This window comes from Micromonospora marincola, from assembly GCF_056150385.1.
In genome coordinates, this window is record NZ_JAXCFT010000021.1 from 15,873 (window position 1) to 30,913 (window position 15,041).

A 15,041-nucleotide genomic window follows, 5' to 3' on the forward strand; every position below is an offset into this window, starting at 1 on the left:
ACCCGCTCAGCGGGAGCGGTCGGGGCCGGCGAACGGCACCGTCGGCTCCACCGTCAGGTCGGCCGGGGCCGGTGGCACGTCGTCGTCGAGCGCCCGCCCCCGCCGCCGGGCGGGCCGGCCGGCCGGACCGTGGGTCGGCGCGTCGTCCGCCGGGTCGGTGGCCCCTTCCCCGACGCGCCCGGCCAGGTGCAGCGTGGCCGCCAGCAGCACGACGGCGAGGAAGGCGGTGATCAGCCCTCGGCCGTGCTCCACCTGGATGCTCTGCTCGACCGGGAAGAAGAGAATGCGCTTGGCGATCTGCTGGAGCGAGGAGGCGGTCGCGACAAGCACGCCGAACAGGGCGGCGGCGAGGCCCAACCCGGCGATCCGGGCGTGCTGCCGCACCTGGGGAGCGCCGCGCAGCGCCAGCGCCGTGGCGACCGACAGCCCGAGCAGGCCCACCAGGTACGCCACCCCGAAGCCACCGGTTTCGGAGATGCCGCTGGCCAGCAGGTTCGGCGCGTTCTCCTCCCGGGCCCCTTCGGGGATGACGATCACCACCCACTCGCCGATCAGCGAGGCGAGCGCGGCGACCGCGCCGAGGCCGGCGAGCACCGGGGGCAGGCGGTGGTCCCGGCCCAGGCCGGCAAGCGACCGGCCGAACCGCCCGGACGGTGCCGACCCGGCGTCGGTGTCGCCCCACTCGACGATCGTGGTGCCGTCGGAGCGGCTGTCCTGCCTGGGAATGGGGAGATCCTGCGACATCGGCCACCCTTCCCGTTCGTGGGCCTGCGTCGAATCATGGCACAGACGGTGCCGTCAATCGGGGCCGCGGAGCGGGAGGGGCGGTGCGGGGCGGCGCGCTTTCGGTTAGCGTCGGTGCCATGCCTATCCGTACCGCATCCGCTCGTTGGCAGGGCAACCTCACCGAGGGGTCCGGCACCGTCCGCACCGGCAAGGGCGGCCTGTCCGGCAACTACTCCTTCACGTCGCGCTTCGAGGAGGGCGAGGGCACGAACCCCGAGGAGCTGATCGGCGCCGCGCACGCGAGCTGCTTCTCGATGGCCCTCTCCAAGCAGCTCGCCGACTCGGGCGCCACCGACACGTCGGTGGAGACCACCGCCAAGGTGCACTTCGACAAGACCGACGCGGGCATGACCGTGACCCGCATCGACCTGGAGACCGTCGGCCAGGCCCCCGGGCTCGACGAGGCCGGGTTCACCAAGCTGGCCGAGGCCGCCAAGGAGAACTGCCCGATCTCCCGGCTGCTCTCCCCCGGCGCGCAGATCACGCTTACCGCCCGCCTGGCCTGACCACGCCCTTACCACGCCTCCTGCCCGCACTTTCCCGGAAAGAGGGCCCATCGAAGCGCCGATGGCCACGCTTTCCGGGAAAGTGCGCGGCTGGTCGACGGGTGGCGGCAGCGGGGAGGATGGTCGGCGTGGCCGTGGAGATGAGCCGGGACCGGTTCGAGGAACTTGTCGGCGAGGCGCTCGACGAGGTTCCCGAGGAGTTGCTCGGGCTGATGAGCAACGTGGTCATCCTGGTGGAGGACGACCCGCCGCCCGGCGAGAACCTGCTCGGGCTCTACGAGGGGCATGCGCTCACCTCGCGCGGCTGGGACTACTCAGGCGTGCTGCCGGACCGCATCCTGATCTACCGCAATCCGATCCTGGCGATCTGCGACACCGACGACGACGTCGTCGAGGAGGTCGCGGTGACAGTGGTGCACGAGATCGCCCATCACTTCGGCATCGACGACGAGCGCCTCCACGCCCTCGGGTGGGGCTGACCGGGCCCCGGCCCGCCCCCGCTCGGCCGATCCCCGCGGTTGCGTCCGTCCCCTAACCTCCGGAATCAGGAACATTCTGATGCAGGAGGAAACAACCCCATGCGCAGCGCCCTCTTCTCCGCGGAGAACCTTGAGAAGGAGTCCCAGCAGCCGGGCATGCGGCTGCAGAACTCCAAGATGCTGAAGATCGAGCTGAACGGCGAGGCGATGGCCCGCGTCGGATCGATGGTCGCCTACCAGGGTCAGGTGCAGTTCCAGGCGCTCGGCTCGGGCGGCATCGGCAAGTTCATCAAGCAGCGGCTCACCGGCGAGGGCGTGCCGCTGATGAAGCTCTCCGGGCGCGGCGACGTGTTCCTCGCCGAGCTGGCCAAGGACGTGCACATCATCGACCTGGAGCCCGGCGACGCCCTGTCCATCAACGGCTCCAGCGTGCTCGCCTTCGACTCCACCCTCCAGTACGACATCAAAATGGTGAGCGGCATGGGCATGGCGTCCTCGTCGGGCCTGTTCAACTGCGTCTTCAGCGGGCACGGCCGGATCGCCATCACCACCAAGGGCACCCCGGTGGTGCTGAACGTGGACGCGCCGACGTACGTCGACCCGCAGGCGGCGGTCTGCTGGTCGGCCAATCTCCAGACCGGCTACCACCGGGCCGAACAGCTCGGCCTCGGCACGCTGCTCGGGCGCAGCACCGGCGAGGCGTTCACGATGAGCTTCGCCGGTCAGGGCTTCGTCGTGGTCCAGCCCTCGGAGGAGCCGCCGGTGGCCGGCAGCGGCGCCCAGCAGCAACAGCAGGGCGGCCTGCTCGGCGGCCTGCTGCAGTGAGCTCCGGGCCGGGTGCGTTCCTGGGGAACGCACCCGGCCCGGTCAGGTCAGCTCGCCGGCGCGCAGCCGGGCCAGCCAGGCCGCCGCGTCGGCGTAGTCGGCGTCGGAGAGACCGGCCGGCGCGGGCGTCGGCAGGTCACCCGCCGCCGTGCTCCAGCGGTGCCGGGGGTACGAGCCGAGGAAGCGGACGTCGGCGCAGACCCGACGCAGCCCGCGCAACGCCTCGCCGAGACGGACGTCGGCGACGTGCCCGGTGCAGTCGAGGAAGAACACGTAACGCCCGAGCGCCTCGCCTGTGGGGCGGGACTCGATCCGGGTCAGGTTCACCCCGCGCACGGCCAGCTCCATGAGCACGGACAGCAGCGCGCCCACCCGGTCGTGCGCGATGTAGACCGCAAGCGAGGTGAGGTCGTCGCCGGTCGGTGGCGGGGGCGGCCCCGGGCGGGACACAAGCGCGAACCGGGTCACCGCGTCGGGGTGGTCGGCGATCTTGTCGGCGAACACGGTCAGCCGGTGCCGGGCGGCGCCGATCGGGGCGCAGACGGCGGCGTCGTACTCGCCTGTCGCCGCACCGGCCGCGGCGGCGCCGTTGGAGAGCACGTCGACCACTGTGGCGTCGGGCAGGTGGTCGCGGAGCCAGCCGCGGCACTGGGTGGACGCCTGCGGGTGGGCGGCCACGCTGCGCACGGCGTCCGGGGTGACGCCGGGGCGGCCGGCGAGCACGAACTCCACCGACAGGACCACCTCCCGGGTGATCATCAACGGGTCACCCTCGGCCAGTTCGTCGAGCGTCACCCCGACCGCGCCGCCGATGGAGTTCTCCAGCGGCACCAGGGCGGCGTCCGCCTCCCCGGCCCGGACGGCGTCGAGCGCCTCGCCGACGCTGCGGGCCGGCGTCCGGTCCCCCCGTTCGGCGGCGGGCAGGCTACGCAGCGCCTGCTCGGCGAAGGTGCCCTCGGGCCCGAGGTAGACGAAGCGGGTCGGTGGTGTTCCCGGCATGGCGACCACACTACGCACCCGGGGCGCCGTCGCAGGCCAGGGTACGGATGCCTGTGGGCGCGGTGGCGCGAACCTCGACGCCGCACACGTCCGTGCCGGCGGTCACCAGTTTCGGCGTGCCGGACCGGCCCCGCGTGACCACCTGGAGTTCCTCGTGCCCGGTGACCGCCAGCACGGTGTACTGCCAGCCCTCCGCGCAGAGCGGACCGGTCCGGACCGTGACCCGTACCGCTCGCGGCAGCACCCCGGCGGAGCCGCGCAGCATGGCGACGATCCGGTCGCCGGACGGTCTGCCCCGGCAGGGGGTGGCGACCGGGTCGGGCGCCGGGGTGGGCCGGGTCGGCGTGGCGGGGGTGCCCGGCGCAGACGGGGTCGGGGTGGGCGTCGCCGACGCCGAGGCGGACGGGCTGCCGGCCTCGGTGGCGGGCGGCTCGCGCAGTTCGGGCGGTTGCCCGCAGGCGGCGAGCGCGAGCAGCGCGAGCAGCAGCGTCGCCAGGAGGGGACGGCGGTGGGGTGGGGTGCGGGGCACGGCGCAGTCCTCGACATCGAGGGGCATCATCACGGCCGGGGGCCGAGCCCATCGTAGGAGGCGCGCCCGCTCGGGTGAAGCCGGGTGCGCGACGGATTGCCCCCGGGCGGGTCAGAGCACGCAGAAGAAGGTGAGCGAGCCGGCCACCGCGGCGCCGGTGAGCACCGGCGTGGAGATGGCGTCCACCGTCGTCCCGGCGTCGGAGCCGGGCCCCTGCACCCGGAGCAGCCCGCGGGCGAGCCGACCGGAGAGCAGCGCGAGCAGCGGCGGGATCTTGTCGGTCTCCTGCTCGGTGAGTTCGCTCGGGCTGGCGGTGAAGTCGACCAGGCGCAGGCCACCCTCAAGCAGCGGGCGGCCGACCACGTCCTCCGGCGCGCCCAGGCAGAGCAGGTCGCAGCCGGACGAGGAGATCGCCACCACTGTGGTGTCGGCGTCGATCAACAGGCACGGCTCGGCGGCCCGGGAAACCGTCCCGGACCACTGCGCGAAATTGTCGGACTCCTGCTCGGTGGGTGTCTCGGTCGGGGACGCGAACACTTCCGAGAGTGAGAGCTCGACGTGGGCCACCGCGCCTCCTATATACACCGACGGTCTGTCCACGCTAGCCGGTCGGCACAGCGACCATCCGGCCGCGCTGCGCCTCCCGGCCACCGGTGCTCACCCGTGAGGCTGGGCGGCGCAGGGACCGAGGGACATGCGTCGGTGCGACGGGAGCCCCGGGGGGCGGGCGGCCGGCGACGACGCGGAACGACGGAACCGGTCGGGGCGGTGCCGCGGACCGCGTGGCGTCGTCCGAGACGTTACCGGCGGGCGGCCCGCTTGTCAGCGGCCGTTCGGCCCTCGTCATACCACCGGTAGTCGGCGGATGGACGGTAAGTGCCGTTCAGCCACGTCGACGGCGCCTGGGCGACTCGGGACAGCTTCTCGGCGGTGGCCGGGCTGATCCGGTTGCCGGCGGCCACGAGCAGCCGGTCCAGCTCCCGGTGGGTGGCCATGAGACAGTCCTTCGGGAGGCCGTAGACGCTGATCACCCCGGAGCCGACGAAGGTCAGCACCGGCGTCACCGGGATCGGCAGGCCGACCGCGTCGGAGAGCGCCTTGCTGGCCCGCTTGGCATCGCGGCGCGCCTCGGCCACATAGGGCGGACGCTTGCCGTTGATCTGCACGACGTCGCCGGCGACAAGCACCCGCGCCCGGCCGTGGTCGGCGATGGTGACCGCGAAGAGCCCGCTCGGCCCGATCGCGAGGAACCCGGCCCGGTCGTCCTGGCCGCGGTCGAGCAGCGCCTCGGCCAGGTCTGTTCGTGGCCACTCGATGACGTGCCAGGCGGGCCCGAGGTGGTCGAGTTGGCCCAGGGCGCGGGCCCCGGCGGCTTCCAACCGGCGGGCCCCACGGTCGGCGCGACGGCGGCGGGCCCACTCCAGTGGAGTGGGACGCGCCGGCTCGAGCGCAGGGGCGGCCTCGACCCGGGGATGTGCCGCGCGGGGCGGCAGTGCCCGGCTCGGTACGGCTCGACGAGCGGGAAAGACAGTCATCGCGACCTCCGGCAAAAGGTCTCTCGAAGTTATGTCTCCACTACCCTACGTTGCACACCCGGGGGCTCGGCAAGTTGGACCGCCGGAATGACTGTGGATGAATGCCATATTCATTCACACTTCTTTTCCGGATGGTGCGGAAGCCTGCCCTAGGCTGCGGGGGTGACGCACTACGTGGACAGCGAAGTGGCCCGACTCGGCACGGTGCTGCTGCACCGCCCCGGACCCGAGCTTGCCCGCCTCACCCCACGCAACAACGACTCCCTCCTCTTCGACGCTATCCCATGGGTGGGACGTGCGCAGGAGGAGCACGACGCCTTCGCGGCGGCCCTGCGCTCGCGCGGAGTCGAGGTGCTCTACCTGGCCGACCTGCTGGCCGAGACGCTCGCCGTGCCGGACGCCCGGGCCGAGATGACCGGGCGGGTGCTGCGGTCCCGCCGCCTCGGCGACACCCTGCGCGCCCGGGTCGCCGACCACCTGGCGTACCTCGATCCGGCCGCCCTCGCCGACGTGTTCATCGCCGGGCTCGCCCACGAGGAGCTGCGGATCGGCGCCGAGCGGCCCGGCGGTCTGGTCTGGACCCTGATGGACCGGCACGACTTCGTCATCGACCCGTTACCGAATCTTCTCTTCACCCGCGACTCGTCGGTGTGGATCGGCGACCGGGTCGGCGTCACAAGCCTGGCCATGCCGGCGCGGCGGCGGGAGACCACCCTGACCGACGCGATCTACCGTTACCACCCGCGCTTCGCCGGCACGGAGTTCGTCTACCACCCCGGGCTGGAGCACCTGGAGGGCGGCGACGTGCTGCTGCTCGCCCCGGGCGTGCTCGCCGTCGGCGTCGGCGAACGCACCACCCCGGCCGGCGCCGAGCGGCTGGCCCGGCAGGTCTTCGCCGCCGGGTTGGCGCACACCATCCTGGTGGTCCCGATCGCCCAGGAACGCGCCACCATGCACCTGGACACGGTCTGCACCATGGTCGACGTGGACGCCGTGCTCATGTATCCCAACATCGCCAGCGAGCTGTCCGCGTACACCGTCGTCGCCGGCGCGGACGGCGAGCCGCGGGTCGACGGCCCGGCGCCGTTCCTGCGGGCCGCCGCCGACGCGATGGACCTCGACCAACTCCGGGTGATCGACACCGGCCTGGACCCGGTCACCGCCGAGCGCGAGCAGTGGGACGACGGCAACAACACGCTCGCCCTCGCGCCGCGCCTCTGCGTGGGCTACGAACGCAACGTGGAGACCAACGCGCAGTTGGAGCGCGCCGGCATCGAGGTGATCGCCATCGCCGGCTCGGAGTTGGGCTCCGGCCGGGGCGGCCCCCGCTGCATGTCCTGCCCCCTCGTCCGCGAGAAAGGCGGGGGCCCCGCTTAACGCTTTCGGTAGAGGCGGGGGCCCTTCTTAACGCACAACGTTAAGAAAGGCCCCCGCCTAACACCGGGCGGTCAGCGCAGGGTGAGCTGGCGGCCGACGAGGCCCTGGCGGGCGCGGCGGGCATCCCCGTCCAGCGCATCCTGGTCCGCGAGCGCCTCCGCGTAGCGCTTGGCGAACTCGGCGACCGGGCCCTCCCACTCGGCGGCCGGGGTGTCCTCAGGCAGGTCCCAGACCGGCGCCAGGCGGCCGTGCGCGCGGAACATGCCGGCGAACTTCGTGTCGTCGCCGAGCGTCAGCGAACCGGCCGCGCCCAGCCGGGCCAGGGCGTTCAGCGCGGCGTCCTCGTCGTCCGGCAGCACCCAGCGCACGTGCGCCTTCTCCGGCACCTGGCACCAGTACGCCGCCCGCGCCGCGTCCAGCTTGACCGTCGGGTAGATCGCCGCGTTCGCCCGCTCCAGGGACGCCTGCACGTTCGGGTCGTCGGTGGCGCCCGGGTCGAGCCAGAAGTCGAACCCCTCGTGCATGCTGATCTCCAGCGGCCCGTCCACCAGGATGTCCTGAAGGCGGGGGCCGGCCCCGGGCAGCGGCGGCACGCTCACCTGACCGCCCGGCTCGGTGCGCAGCGCGCAGAGCAGCGCGTCGGCCAGGTCCCGGGAGACGTCGCCGGACTGCTGGTGCCGTTGCAGGCCGATGAGGACCCGCCCGTCCGGCTTGGCCACCGCCGGAGCGGCCATCGGCAGGACGGTGGCCAGGACGACCGGCCGGTCGCCGTACTCCTCGACCAGCTCGGGGATCAGCCGCAGCGGCGCGGACGCGGCCGGCACCAGCTCGCGCAGGGCGATCCACTCCGGCTCGTCGACCAGGCCCTCGAACGGTCGGGGGACGAAGATGTCACGCACCTTCTCCCGCTTCGGGGTGGCTTCGACGGTCCGTTGGTTCTTTCGACGCTTGCTCACGGCGAGAAAGCCTAGATGCCCGCGGGGGCACCCGGGGGCCGGACCCGCCCTGCCGGCCGGGTCAGCCGGTGGCGACCAGGTCCGGCCGGGGTGACCCGGCGGGGTCGAACTCCGCCCACACGCTCTGGCCCAGGCCGTCCCGCTCGACGCCCCAACGGCTGGAGAGGCCGGCGACGATGTGCAGGCCGCGCCCGTCCACCGCGTCGGGCGGGGCGACCCGCATCCGCGGGCCGGCGCCGGAACCGCCGTCGGTGACCCGGAGCTGGACGCCTGGCCCCCGGTCCGTCGCGCGTAGCCGCCAGGCCACCCGGACCACGTCGCCGGGCAGGGCCTCGGCGTGCCGGACCGCGTTGCCGACCAGCTCGGCGAGGACCGCCACCAGGTCGGCCAGCAGGACCGGGGGTACGACGCCGGTCAGCTCGTCGGCGAGCCGGTGCCGCGCCACGCGCGCGCCTGTCGCATGGTGGGGCACCACCACGCACCACGACCGTTCGGCCGGTCCCGTCGACACGTCGTTCCTTCCACAGTCGTGGACGCCCGGTTCACCCCCGGGGCAGCCGCACCTCCGCGACCGTACCTCCACCGGATCTCGGTCGGAGGGATACCCATCCATTCTGCTGTTCAACGATCTGCCGGACGAGGTAGAGGCCCAGCCCGGCGCCGGGATAGCGGCGGCGGTCGCCGGACTCGCCCTGCCAGAACCGGTCGAAGGCCCGCTCCACGTGCTCCGGCCGGATGCCGATGCCCCGGTCGGAGACGCGGAACGTGACGGTCCGCTCGTTCGCGTCGGCGCCGATCTCGATAGGTGTGTCGGGCAGCGAGTATTTCCCGGCGTTGGTGCCCAGTTCGGTGAGCACGGTGGCCAGGCTGTGCCGGTCGCCGACGGCTTTCGGCAGGTCGGCGGGGAGGTTGAGCACGATCCGGTGCCGGATGTCGGCAGGCAGGTCGGCCACCGCCGCCCGGAGCGCGTCGACCAGGTCGAACGGGGCGGCCGGTTCCCCGCCGGGACGGTTCTCGGTGGCGGCGGTGAGCAGTCGGTCGACCAGGCGGGCCAGTTCGTTGGCGCGCTGCCCGATGATCCGGGCGGCCTCCCGCCGGTCGTGGTCGCTCAGTGATTCCCAGTGGTCGGTGAGCGTGTCCGCGTAGCCCTTGATCACGGTGACCGGGGTGCGCAGTTCGTGGCTGGTGACCGCGACGAAGAGGTCCCGGTCGTGGTCGCGTCGGTGCTGGTCGGTGATGTCGCGGAAGGTCACCACCCGGAGCGCGTTCGGGCCGGGCAGCTCGCCGGAGGTGATCCGGAGCCAACGGCCGTCCGGCAGCCGGTGGTCGAGCACCTGCCCGGACGGGGGCAGTGGGAACGGCATCGACCGGCTCAGCGCCTCGTCCGCCGGCCGGCCGGTCACCTGGGCGGCGGCCGGGTTCCAGAGCCGGATCCGGTTGTCCCGGTCCACCACCGCCAGGCCGTCGGCGAGCGCGGCCACGACCGGACCGTCGCCGTGCACCGGGAGGCCGGTCTGGTCGCCGTACATGTGCGCGATGCAGGCGGCCACGTAGCCGACGACGGCGCGCTGCGAGGCGTCGAGCGGCTCGTCCGTCGGGTAGAGGGCGTGGAGGCTGCCGACGGTCAGCCCACCGATCTCGGCCCGCGCCACGATCATCCGGCGCAGCCCGCGGCCGGCGACCTCGTCGGCGAGCACGCCCGGGATCGTGTCGATCCGGACCTCCCGCACCGGCGGACCGGCCAGCAGGCAGACGGTGGCCGGGTCGGTGGCCGGCAGCGGGCGGCCGATCACGAAGTCGGCGCTGCCGGTCGCCGCGATCACCCGCCCGCCCGCCGGGGTGAACTCCACGAAGACCAGTCCGGTGGCACCGACCGCCGGTTCGACCTCGCGGAGCAGGCGGGTCAGCACGTCGAGACCGGATTCGCCCGAGTTGATCATCTTGATCGCGGTCGTGTGGCCGGCGATGAGGGCGGGGTAGTCGGTTCGCTCCGGCATGTCCCGAGTGTGCCCCGCCGGCCGCGCCGGGGACACCCCCGGCCGGTCGACCGGGCGGTAGGCGGATCGACGGGCATCATCGGCCCAATCGGGTCAACGCGCGGGCGGGCCGGTCCGTGATCACGCCGTCCACCTCGGCGGCAAGCACGAGTTCCAGGTCCTCCGGCTCGTTCACGGTCCAGACGTAGACCGCGTTGCCGGCCGCACGCAACGCGGGGACGAGGTGCGGACGGGCCCGCACCAGATCCACCCCCGGCCCGGCGATCCGGCAGCCGAAGGGCAGCCGGCCGAGCGGCAGCCCGGGTGGCAGCACCTCCAGCAGCAGCACCGTGGGCAGCGCTGGCGCGAGCGCGCGGATCCGGCGTACGGCAAGCGGTGAAAAGGACATCACGGTCACCTGGACCGGGTCGTCCGGACCGGGCTCGGCGAGGCCGTGCCGGCGCAGCAGGTCGACCAGGCGGCGCTCAACGTCGCCCCGGTAACGCGACGGGTGCTTCGTCTCGATCAGCAGCCGGACCGGCCGCCCGGCGGCCAGCACCGCGTCGAGCAGCCGGGCCAGCGTGAGCAGTCGGGTGTGCGAGTCGTCCAGCCGCGCGGCGCCCGCGGCCGGGTGCCAGGAGCCGAAGTCGAGCGCCTCCAGTTCGGCGAGCGTACGCGCGCTGACCAGCCCGTGACCGTTGCTGGTCCGATCCAGCCGGCGGTCGTGCACGCAGACCAGGTGCCCGTCGCGGGTGAGCCGGACGTCGCACTCCAGCCCGTCCGCGCCCTCGTCCAGGGCACGCAGGTAGGCGGCGAGGGTGTGCTCCGGCAGGTCGTACGAGGACCCTCGGTGGGCGAAGACCAGGGGCGCGGTCATGGTCGGGACGTGCCTCAGAGGACCCGACCCGGCTGCCCGTCGTCGGTGACCACCGGACGACCGGCGGCGGCCCACCCGCCCATCCCGCCCTCGACGTTGCGCACCTCGTCCCAACCGTTGCGCAGCAGGTAGCCGACCACCTGCCCGGAACGACCGCCCGAGCGGCAGATCACCGCCACCTCGCGGTCGTCGGGCACCTCGGCGAGCCGGGCCGGCAGCTCGGTCATCGGCAGGTGGTGGGCGGCCGGCGCATGGCCGGCGGCCCACTCGTCGTCCTCGCGGACGTCGAGCAGGTAGACGTCGTCGGGCACGGCCGACGCGGGCACGCTGGGAAGGTGGGCTCCGAACACGGTGAAAGCCTAGTCGCCCGCCGGGCTCAGAGCCGGTTGACCCAGCCGGGGTTGGCGTCGGCCCACGCCGGCACCCGGGCGTCCCGCAGGGCGGTGAACAGATCGCCGCCGCCGGTGTCCAACACCACGTACGACACCTGGTCGATGGTCTGCGGGTAGGAGGGCACCCGGACCCCGCGCAGGGCGTCCGCGGGCAGCGCGCGGAGCGCGAAGACAAGCTCGTCCAGGGGTACGCCGTTGGTGTCGACGGTCATCGCCCCGCCGACCGAGCGCAGCACCCGGTCCAGTTTCACCGGGTCGCCGCGCAGGTGCGTGTCGCCGGCCCGGTCGAGCACCGCCCGGAGCATCTGCTGCTGGTGCCGCTGCCGGTCGTAGTCGCCCCCGGGCAGGTCGTAGCGCTGACGCACGTAGTCGAGCGTCCGGGCCCCGTCCATCTGCTGGCAGCCGGGCTCGAACCGGGTCCCGGTGTGGATCGAGCGGACCGGCGTGTCCACACACATCCGGATGCCGCCGAGCTGGTCGATCACCGACGTGAAGCCGGAGAAGTCGACGAGCGCCGCGCCGTCGAAGCGGACCCCGGTGAGCCGGGTGAGGGTGGCACTGAGCAGCCGCGCCCCGCTCTCGCCGCCGCCGCCGTGCTCGTACGCCGCGTTGACCTTGTCCTGGCCGCCGGGGAAGCCGGCCGCCGCCGGGATGGCCACCAGCAGGTCGCGCGGCACGGAGATCAGGTACGCCTGCCGCATCCCGGCCGGCACGTGCACGATCAGGATGGTGTCCGAGCGCTGGTCGTCGGGGTTCGCGCCGGGCCGGTGGTCGGAGCCGATCAGCAGGTAGTTGAGTGCCCCGTCCAGGTCCGTCCGCTTTTTCCGGGCGGTGGGGTCGAGCAGTTGTTCCTTCGTCACCGTGCGGTCGTACCTGTGGGTGAGCCAGTGCAGCCCGGTCACGCCGAGCGTGGCGAGCAGGACCAGGGCGAGCCCGGCGCCGAGCAGGAACCGGGGCCAGCGGGCCGGTCGGGCCCGCCCGCGTCGGTTCCGTGCTGGCCTGGACGTGACGATCCCCCCGTCGCGACGACATGAGACCCGCTCACATCAGGCTACGGGGGGATCGGCCGGCAGGTGCCGGCTTCCGTCACTTACGGGTGGAGAGCACGGCCGGATTGGCCACGATGAAGTCGGCCAGCTTGTCGTTCTTGACGGCCCGGAACATCTCCATCGTCGTCTCGTTGAACGTCTCCCGGCCGTTGGCGTTGCCGGCGAACGTCCCGCCGTTGGTGCGGAGGGTGACCAGGTCGTTCCCGTTGAGGTTCTTGAGGGTGAAGATGAAGTCGGCGATCGGCACGCCGCCGGTGTCCAGCACGAAGGCCTTGCCGGCGGCCTTCATCAACCCGTTCAGCTTGATCGGGTTGGTGAGCATGCCGCCCTCGGTGGCCTTCTTGGCCATCGCCTTGATCAACTGCTGCTGGTTCTGCTGCCGGTCGTAGTCGCTGTTGGGCAGGCCGTAGCGCTGGCGGGAGTAGTCGAGCGCCTCCCAGCCCTCCATCTCCTTGCAGCCCTTCTTGTGCACCACCGTCTTGTAGGGCTTGCCGGTCTTCTTCGCGTCCGCGTTCCACATCGGCTTGCCCTCGACCATCGACATGTGGTGGGAGGGGACCTCGTGGCTGACGCAGATCCGCACCGTGCCGAGCGCGTCGATGACGTTCTTGAAACCGCCGAAGTTGATGATCGCCGCGCCGTCGAAGCTGATCCCGGTCATCGACTTGATCGTCTTGGCCATCAGCTGGGCGCCACCCTCCCAGCCGCCGCCGTTGCGGGCACCGACCTGGAAAGCGGCGTTGATCTTGTCGGTGCCGCCCTTCCAGCCAGCCTTCTCGGACGCCGGAATGTGCGCTTCGGTGTCCCGGGGGATCGAGACGAGGTATGCCTGGTCGTGGCTGGCCGGGATGTGCAGGATGATGATCGTGTCCGAGCGGACGTCGTCGGCGGCCCAGCGCTCGCGGGCGTCCACACCGAGCAGCAGCATGTCGATCGGGCCGTCCAGGCTGTTGCCGCCCTCGGCCTCGCTCTTGCCGGCGTCGCCGAGCAGGTTGCGCTGGGCGATGTTGTTCGTCGCCTGGCCGATCACGGCCTTACTGCCGACGATCGCCACGCCGCTTGTCACCATCAGCACCGCGCCGAGGACCAGCGTGAGCTTCGCCCAGAGCGGGTCCTTGCGCTTGGTGCGCTTCTTTTTCCCGCCACCGGGGCCACTGCCGCCGGGGCCACTGCCGCCGGGACCGCGACCACCGGGACCGCGACCACCGGGGCCGGGCTGCGTGGGGATGACCGGGGGGACCCGCCCGGGTGATCCGGGCGCCGGGGAGTGCGGGCGACGACTGGTCTGGACCGACATTCGTGCTCCAGCTCGGTGATCGGGGGCGGGACCACTCTACGGATCTGTTCCCGTTCTCGCGACCTTCTGAGGCGGGGTAATACCGTCAATCCCGGCCAATGTTTTCGAGATGTGCCCGAACGGGCGAGGCTGAGCGCCCGGTCGGCGGCTGGCTCCCGGTGCCGTCAGCCGCCGGCGCTGTCGCCCGACCCCTTCTGGTTGGCGCCGACCCAGTCGGCCATCCTGTCGCCGGCGATGGCCTGGTACATCGCCAGCGCCTTCTCCCGGTCGGAGACCACCACCGACTGACCGTCGATGGTCTGACCGCCCAGGTTCGGGCTGGTGACGAACGTCAGGTTCTCGCCGCGCAGGCTGCGGAACTGCACCGCCATATCAGTCAACGAGAAGCCCTGGTCGACCGTGACGGCGGCGGTCAGCGCCTTGAGGAAGTCGTTCAGCTTCTTCGGGTTGCTCAGCGTCCCGGTGCTTGCCGCCTTGTCCATCAGCGCCTTCAGGAACTCCTGCTGGTGGCGCATCCGGGCGAAGTCGCCCTCGGGGAACTGCTTGCGCTGCCGGACCCAGTCCAGCGCCTCGGCGCCGTCCATGTGGTTCACACCCTTGGTGAACGTCCGGTACGGCTTGTGGATCGACTTGATGGTCCGATCCACCTTGAGGTCGACCCCGCCAAGCGCGTCGGTGACGTCCTTGAAGCCTCCGAAGTCGATGGCCATGACATGGTCGATGCGGACGTCGGTGAAGCACTCCACGGTCTTCACCGCGAGCGGGAGCCCGCCGAACGCGAACGCCGCGTTGATCTTGTTGCGCGAGCCGGAGTCGCAGGAGGCGCCCGCCCCCTCCGGGATCGGCACGTACAGGTCACGCGGGATGGAGACCAGGTAGGCGCTCTTGTGGTCGGCCGGGATGTGCATGACGATCACGGTGTCCGCCCGCCACTTGCCGGCGCTGTCGACCTGGGCGTCCGGATCCCGCGAGTCACTGCCCACGAGCAGGATGTTGAACGCGCCGTCGACAGTCTTGGCCGGCCGACCGCCGGTGATCGCCGAGAACGGATCGGTGCGGGCCAGGTCGCCGTCGAGGTTACGGGCGTAGAGCCAGCCGCCGACGCCGCCGAGCAACGCCAGCACGAGCACCACGACGCCGGTCACCAGGCCGATGCGCTTCCAGCGCGGCCGGGGGCGGCGACCCGGCCCGCCGGAACCGCCACCCGGGCCGCCGGGGTCGGTCGGCCCGCCCGGTCCGCCCGGCCCGCCGCGTCCGCCCGAGCGGGGTGCCTCGTCGTACGACGGGTACCAGCGGGTTTCCGTGGCGCGGGCACGCGCGGGTGCGCCACGGCCGGAGCCGGGAACCTGGGCGCGGCCCGCGCTCCGGTGCAGGGGGCGGTCCAGGGGTGCGCCGGCAGACGAGGTCGCTGACATGTCATCGAGGGTAGGTCGGCGGGTCCACCGCCGTCCTCAGGCG

The 15,041-nt window shown here is 72.6% G+C and carries 17 protein-coding genes; 4 read left to right on the forward strand and 13 right to left on the reverse strand.

Going from position 1 to position 15,041, the window contains the following annotated elements:
- Window positions 1-6: 6 nt before the first annotated feature.
- On the reverse strand, window positions 7-744 hold the full coding sequence (locus SM450_RS27495; protein WP_474622683.1) for a hypothetical protein: 738 nt from the start codon (window positions 742-744) through the stop codon (window positions 7-9).
- A gap of 119 nt (window positions 745-863) precedes the next feature.
- Between SM450_RS27495 and SM450_RS27500 the strand changes: the two genes are divergently transcribed.
- From SM450_RS27500 to SM450_RS27510, 3 genes are all read left to right on the forward strand, one after another.
- Window positions 864-1,292, forward strand: coding sequence for an OsmC family protein (locus tag SM450_RS27500; RefSeq protein ID WP_474622684.1), 429 nt, complete (start codon window positions 864-866; stop codon window positions 1,290-1,292).
- Window positions 1,293-1,426: 134 nt separating this feature from the next.
- Window positions 1,427-1,771 carry a metallopeptidase family protein gene (locus SM450_RS27505; protein WP_474622760.1) on the forward strand — a complete coding sequence of 115 codons (345 nt, stop codon included), beginning with the start codon at window positions 1,427-1,429 and terminating at the stop codon, window positions 1,769-1,771.
- 99 nt (window positions 1,772-1,870) lie between these two features.
- Window positions 1,871-2,596: an AIM24 family protein gene (locus SM450_RS27510; protein ID WP_281585866.1), complete on the forward strand. Its 726-nt coding sequence runs from the start codon at window positions 1,871-1,873 to the stop codon at window positions 2,594-2,596.
- 42 nt (window positions 2,597-2,638) lie between these two features.
- On the opposite strand, the gene pheA is transcribed toward SM450_RS27510, so the two are convergent.
- The 4 genes from pheA to SM450_RS27530 form a co-directional block, all read right to left on the reverse strand.
- A complete protein-coding gene (gene pheA, locus SM450_RS27515; RefSeq protein ID WP_474622685.1) occupies window positions 2,639-3,595 on the reverse strand; it encodes a prephenate dehydratase in 957 nt (318 codons plus the stop codon).
- 10 nt (window positions 3,596-3,605) lie between these two features.
- On the reverse strand, window positions 3,606-4,151 hold the full coding sequence (locus tag SM450_RS27520) for a hypothetical protein (RefSeq protein WP_474622761.1): 546 nt from the start codon (window positions 4,149-4,151) through the stop codon (window positions 3,606-3,608).
- Window positions 4,152-4,235: 84 nt separating this feature from the next.
- Window positions 4,236-4,691 carry a hypothetical protein gene (locus SM450_RS27525; protein WP_474622686.1) on the reverse strand — a complete coding sequence of 152 codons (456 nt, stop codon included), beginning with the start codon at window positions 4,689-4,691 and terminating at the stop codon, window positions 4,236-4,238.
- A gap of 233 nt (window positions 4,692-4,924) precedes the next feature.
- Complete coding sequence (locus SM450_RS27530) at window positions 4,925-5,659, reverse strand: hypothetical protein (RefSeq protein WP_474622687.1); 735 nt, start codon at window positions 5,657-5,659, stop codon at window positions 4,925-4,927.
- Between the two features lie 162 nt (window positions 5,660-5,821).
- Here SM450_RS27530 and SM450_RS27535 point away from each other — a divergent pair, with 162 nt between their 5' ends.
- Complete coding sequence (locus SM450_RS27535) at window positions 5,822-7,036, forward strand: arginine deiminase (protein ID WP_474622688.1); 1,215 nt, start codon at window positions 5,822-5,824, stop codon at window positions 7,034-7,036.
- Between the two features lie 71 nt (window positions 7,037-7,107).
- Here the strand turns inward: SM450_RS27535 and SM450_RS27540 are convergent, their stop codons facing one another.
- From SM450_RS27540 to SM450_RS27575, 8 genes are all read right to left on the reverse strand, one after another.
- Window positions 7,108-7,992 carry a DUF5926 family protein gene (locus SM450_RS27540; RefSeq protein ID WP_474622689.1) on the reverse strand — a complete coding sequence of 295 codons (885 nt, stop codon included), beginning with the start codon at window positions 7,990-7,992 and terminating at the stop codon, window positions 7,108-7,110.
- Window positions 7,993-8,053: 61 nt separating this feature from the next.
- On the reverse strand, window positions 8,054-8,470 hold the full coding sequence (locus SM450_RS27545; protein ID WP_474622762.1) for an ATP-binding protein: 417 nt from the start codon (window positions 8,468-8,470) through the stop codon (window positions 8,054-8,056).
- Between the two features lie 64 nt (window positions 8,471-8,534).
- Window positions 8,535-9,989 carry a sensor histidine kinase gene (locus SM450_RS27550; RefSeq protein ID WP_474622690.1) on the reverse strand — a complete coding sequence of 485 codons (1,455 nt, stop codon included), beginning with the start codon at window positions 9,987-9,989 and terminating at the stop codon, window positions 8,535-8,537.
- A 76-nt stretch (window positions 9,990-10,065) separates the two neighbouring features.
- Window positions 10,066-10,845 (reverse strand): glycerophosphodiester phosphodiesterase, encoded by a 780-nt coding sequence (locus SM450_RS27555; protein WP_474622691.1) that lies wholly within the window; start codon window positions 10,843-10,845, stop codon window positions 10,066-10,068.
- A gap of 14 nt (window positions 10,846-10,859) precedes the next feature.
- Window positions 10,860-11,195: a rhodanese-like domain-containing protein gene (locus tag SM450_RS27560; RefSeq protein WP_474622692.1), complete on the reverse strand. Its 336-nt coding sequence runs from the start codon at window positions 11,193-11,195 to the stop codon at window positions 10,860-10,862.
- Window positions 11,196-11,221: 26 nt separating this feature from the next.
- Window positions 11,222-12,139 carry an LCP family protein gene (locus SM450_RS27565; RefSeq protein ID WP_474622693.1) on the reverse strand — a complete coding sequence of 306 codons (918 nt, stop codon included), beginning with the start codon at window positions 12,137-12,139 and terminating at the stop codon, window positions 11,222-11,224.
- Window positions 12,140-12,323: 184 nt separating this feature from the next.
- A complete protein-coding gene (locus SM450_RS27570; protein WP_474622694.1) occupies window positions 12,324-13,583 on the reverse strand; it encodes an LCP family protein in 1,260 nt (419 codons plus the stop codon).
- A 164-nt stretch (window positions 13,584-13,747) separates the two neighbouring features.
- Window positions 13,748-14,998 (reverse strand): LCP family protein, encoded by a 1,251-nt coding sequence (locus tag SM450_RS27575; protein WP_474622695.1) that lies wholly within the window; start codon window positions 14,996-14,998, stop codon window positions 13,748-13,750.
- Window positions 14,999-15,041 lie beyond the last annotated feature (43 nt).

What these genes read in the sequence shown, in the direction of transcription:
- pheA (WP_474622685.1), bottom strand. Translation starts at nt 3,595, where the DNA reads ATGCCGGGAACACCACCGACCCGCTTCGTCTACCTCGGGCCCGAGGGC.
- SM450_RS27510 (WP_281585866.1), top strand. Translation starts at nt 1,871, where the DNA reads ATGCGCAGCGCCCTCTTCTCCGCGGAGAACCTTGAGAAGGAGTCCCAG.
- SM450_RS27530 (WP_474622687.1), bottom strand. Translation starts at nt 5,659, where the DNA reads ATGACTGTCTTTCCCGCTCGTCGAGCCGTACCGAGCCGGGCACTGCCG.
- SM450_RS27500 (WP_474622684.1), top strand. Translation starts at nt 864, where the DNA reads ATGCCTATCCGTACCGCATCCGCTCGTTGGCAGGGCAACCTCACCGAG.
- SM450_RS27550 (WP_474622690.1), bottom strand. Translation starts at nt 9,989, where the DNA reads ATGCCGGAGCGAACCGACTACCCCGCCCTCATCGCCGGCCACACGACC.
- SM450_RS27520 (WP_474622761.1), bottom strand. Translation starts at nt 4,151, where the DNA reads ATGCCCCTCGATGTCGAGGACTGCGCCGTGCCCCGCACCCCACCCCAC.
- SM450_RS27575 (WP_474622695.1), bottom strand. Translation starts at nt 14,998, where the DNA reads ATGTCAGCGACCTCGTCTGCCGGCGCACCCCTGGACCGCCCCCTGCAC.
- SM450_RS27555 (WP_474622691.1), bottom strand. Translation starts at nt 10,845, where the DNA reads ATGACCGCGCCCCTGGTCTTCGCCCACCGAGGGTCCTCGTACGACCTG.
- SM450_RS27570 (WP_474622694.1), bottom strand. Translation starts at nt 13,583, where the DNA reads ATGTCGGTCCAGACCAGTCGTCGCCCGCACTCCCCGGCGCCCGGATCA.
- SM450_RS27495 (WP_474622683.1), bottom strand. Translation starts at nt 744, where the DNA reads ATGTCGCAGGATCTCCCCATTCCCAGGCAGGACAGCCGCTCCGACGGC.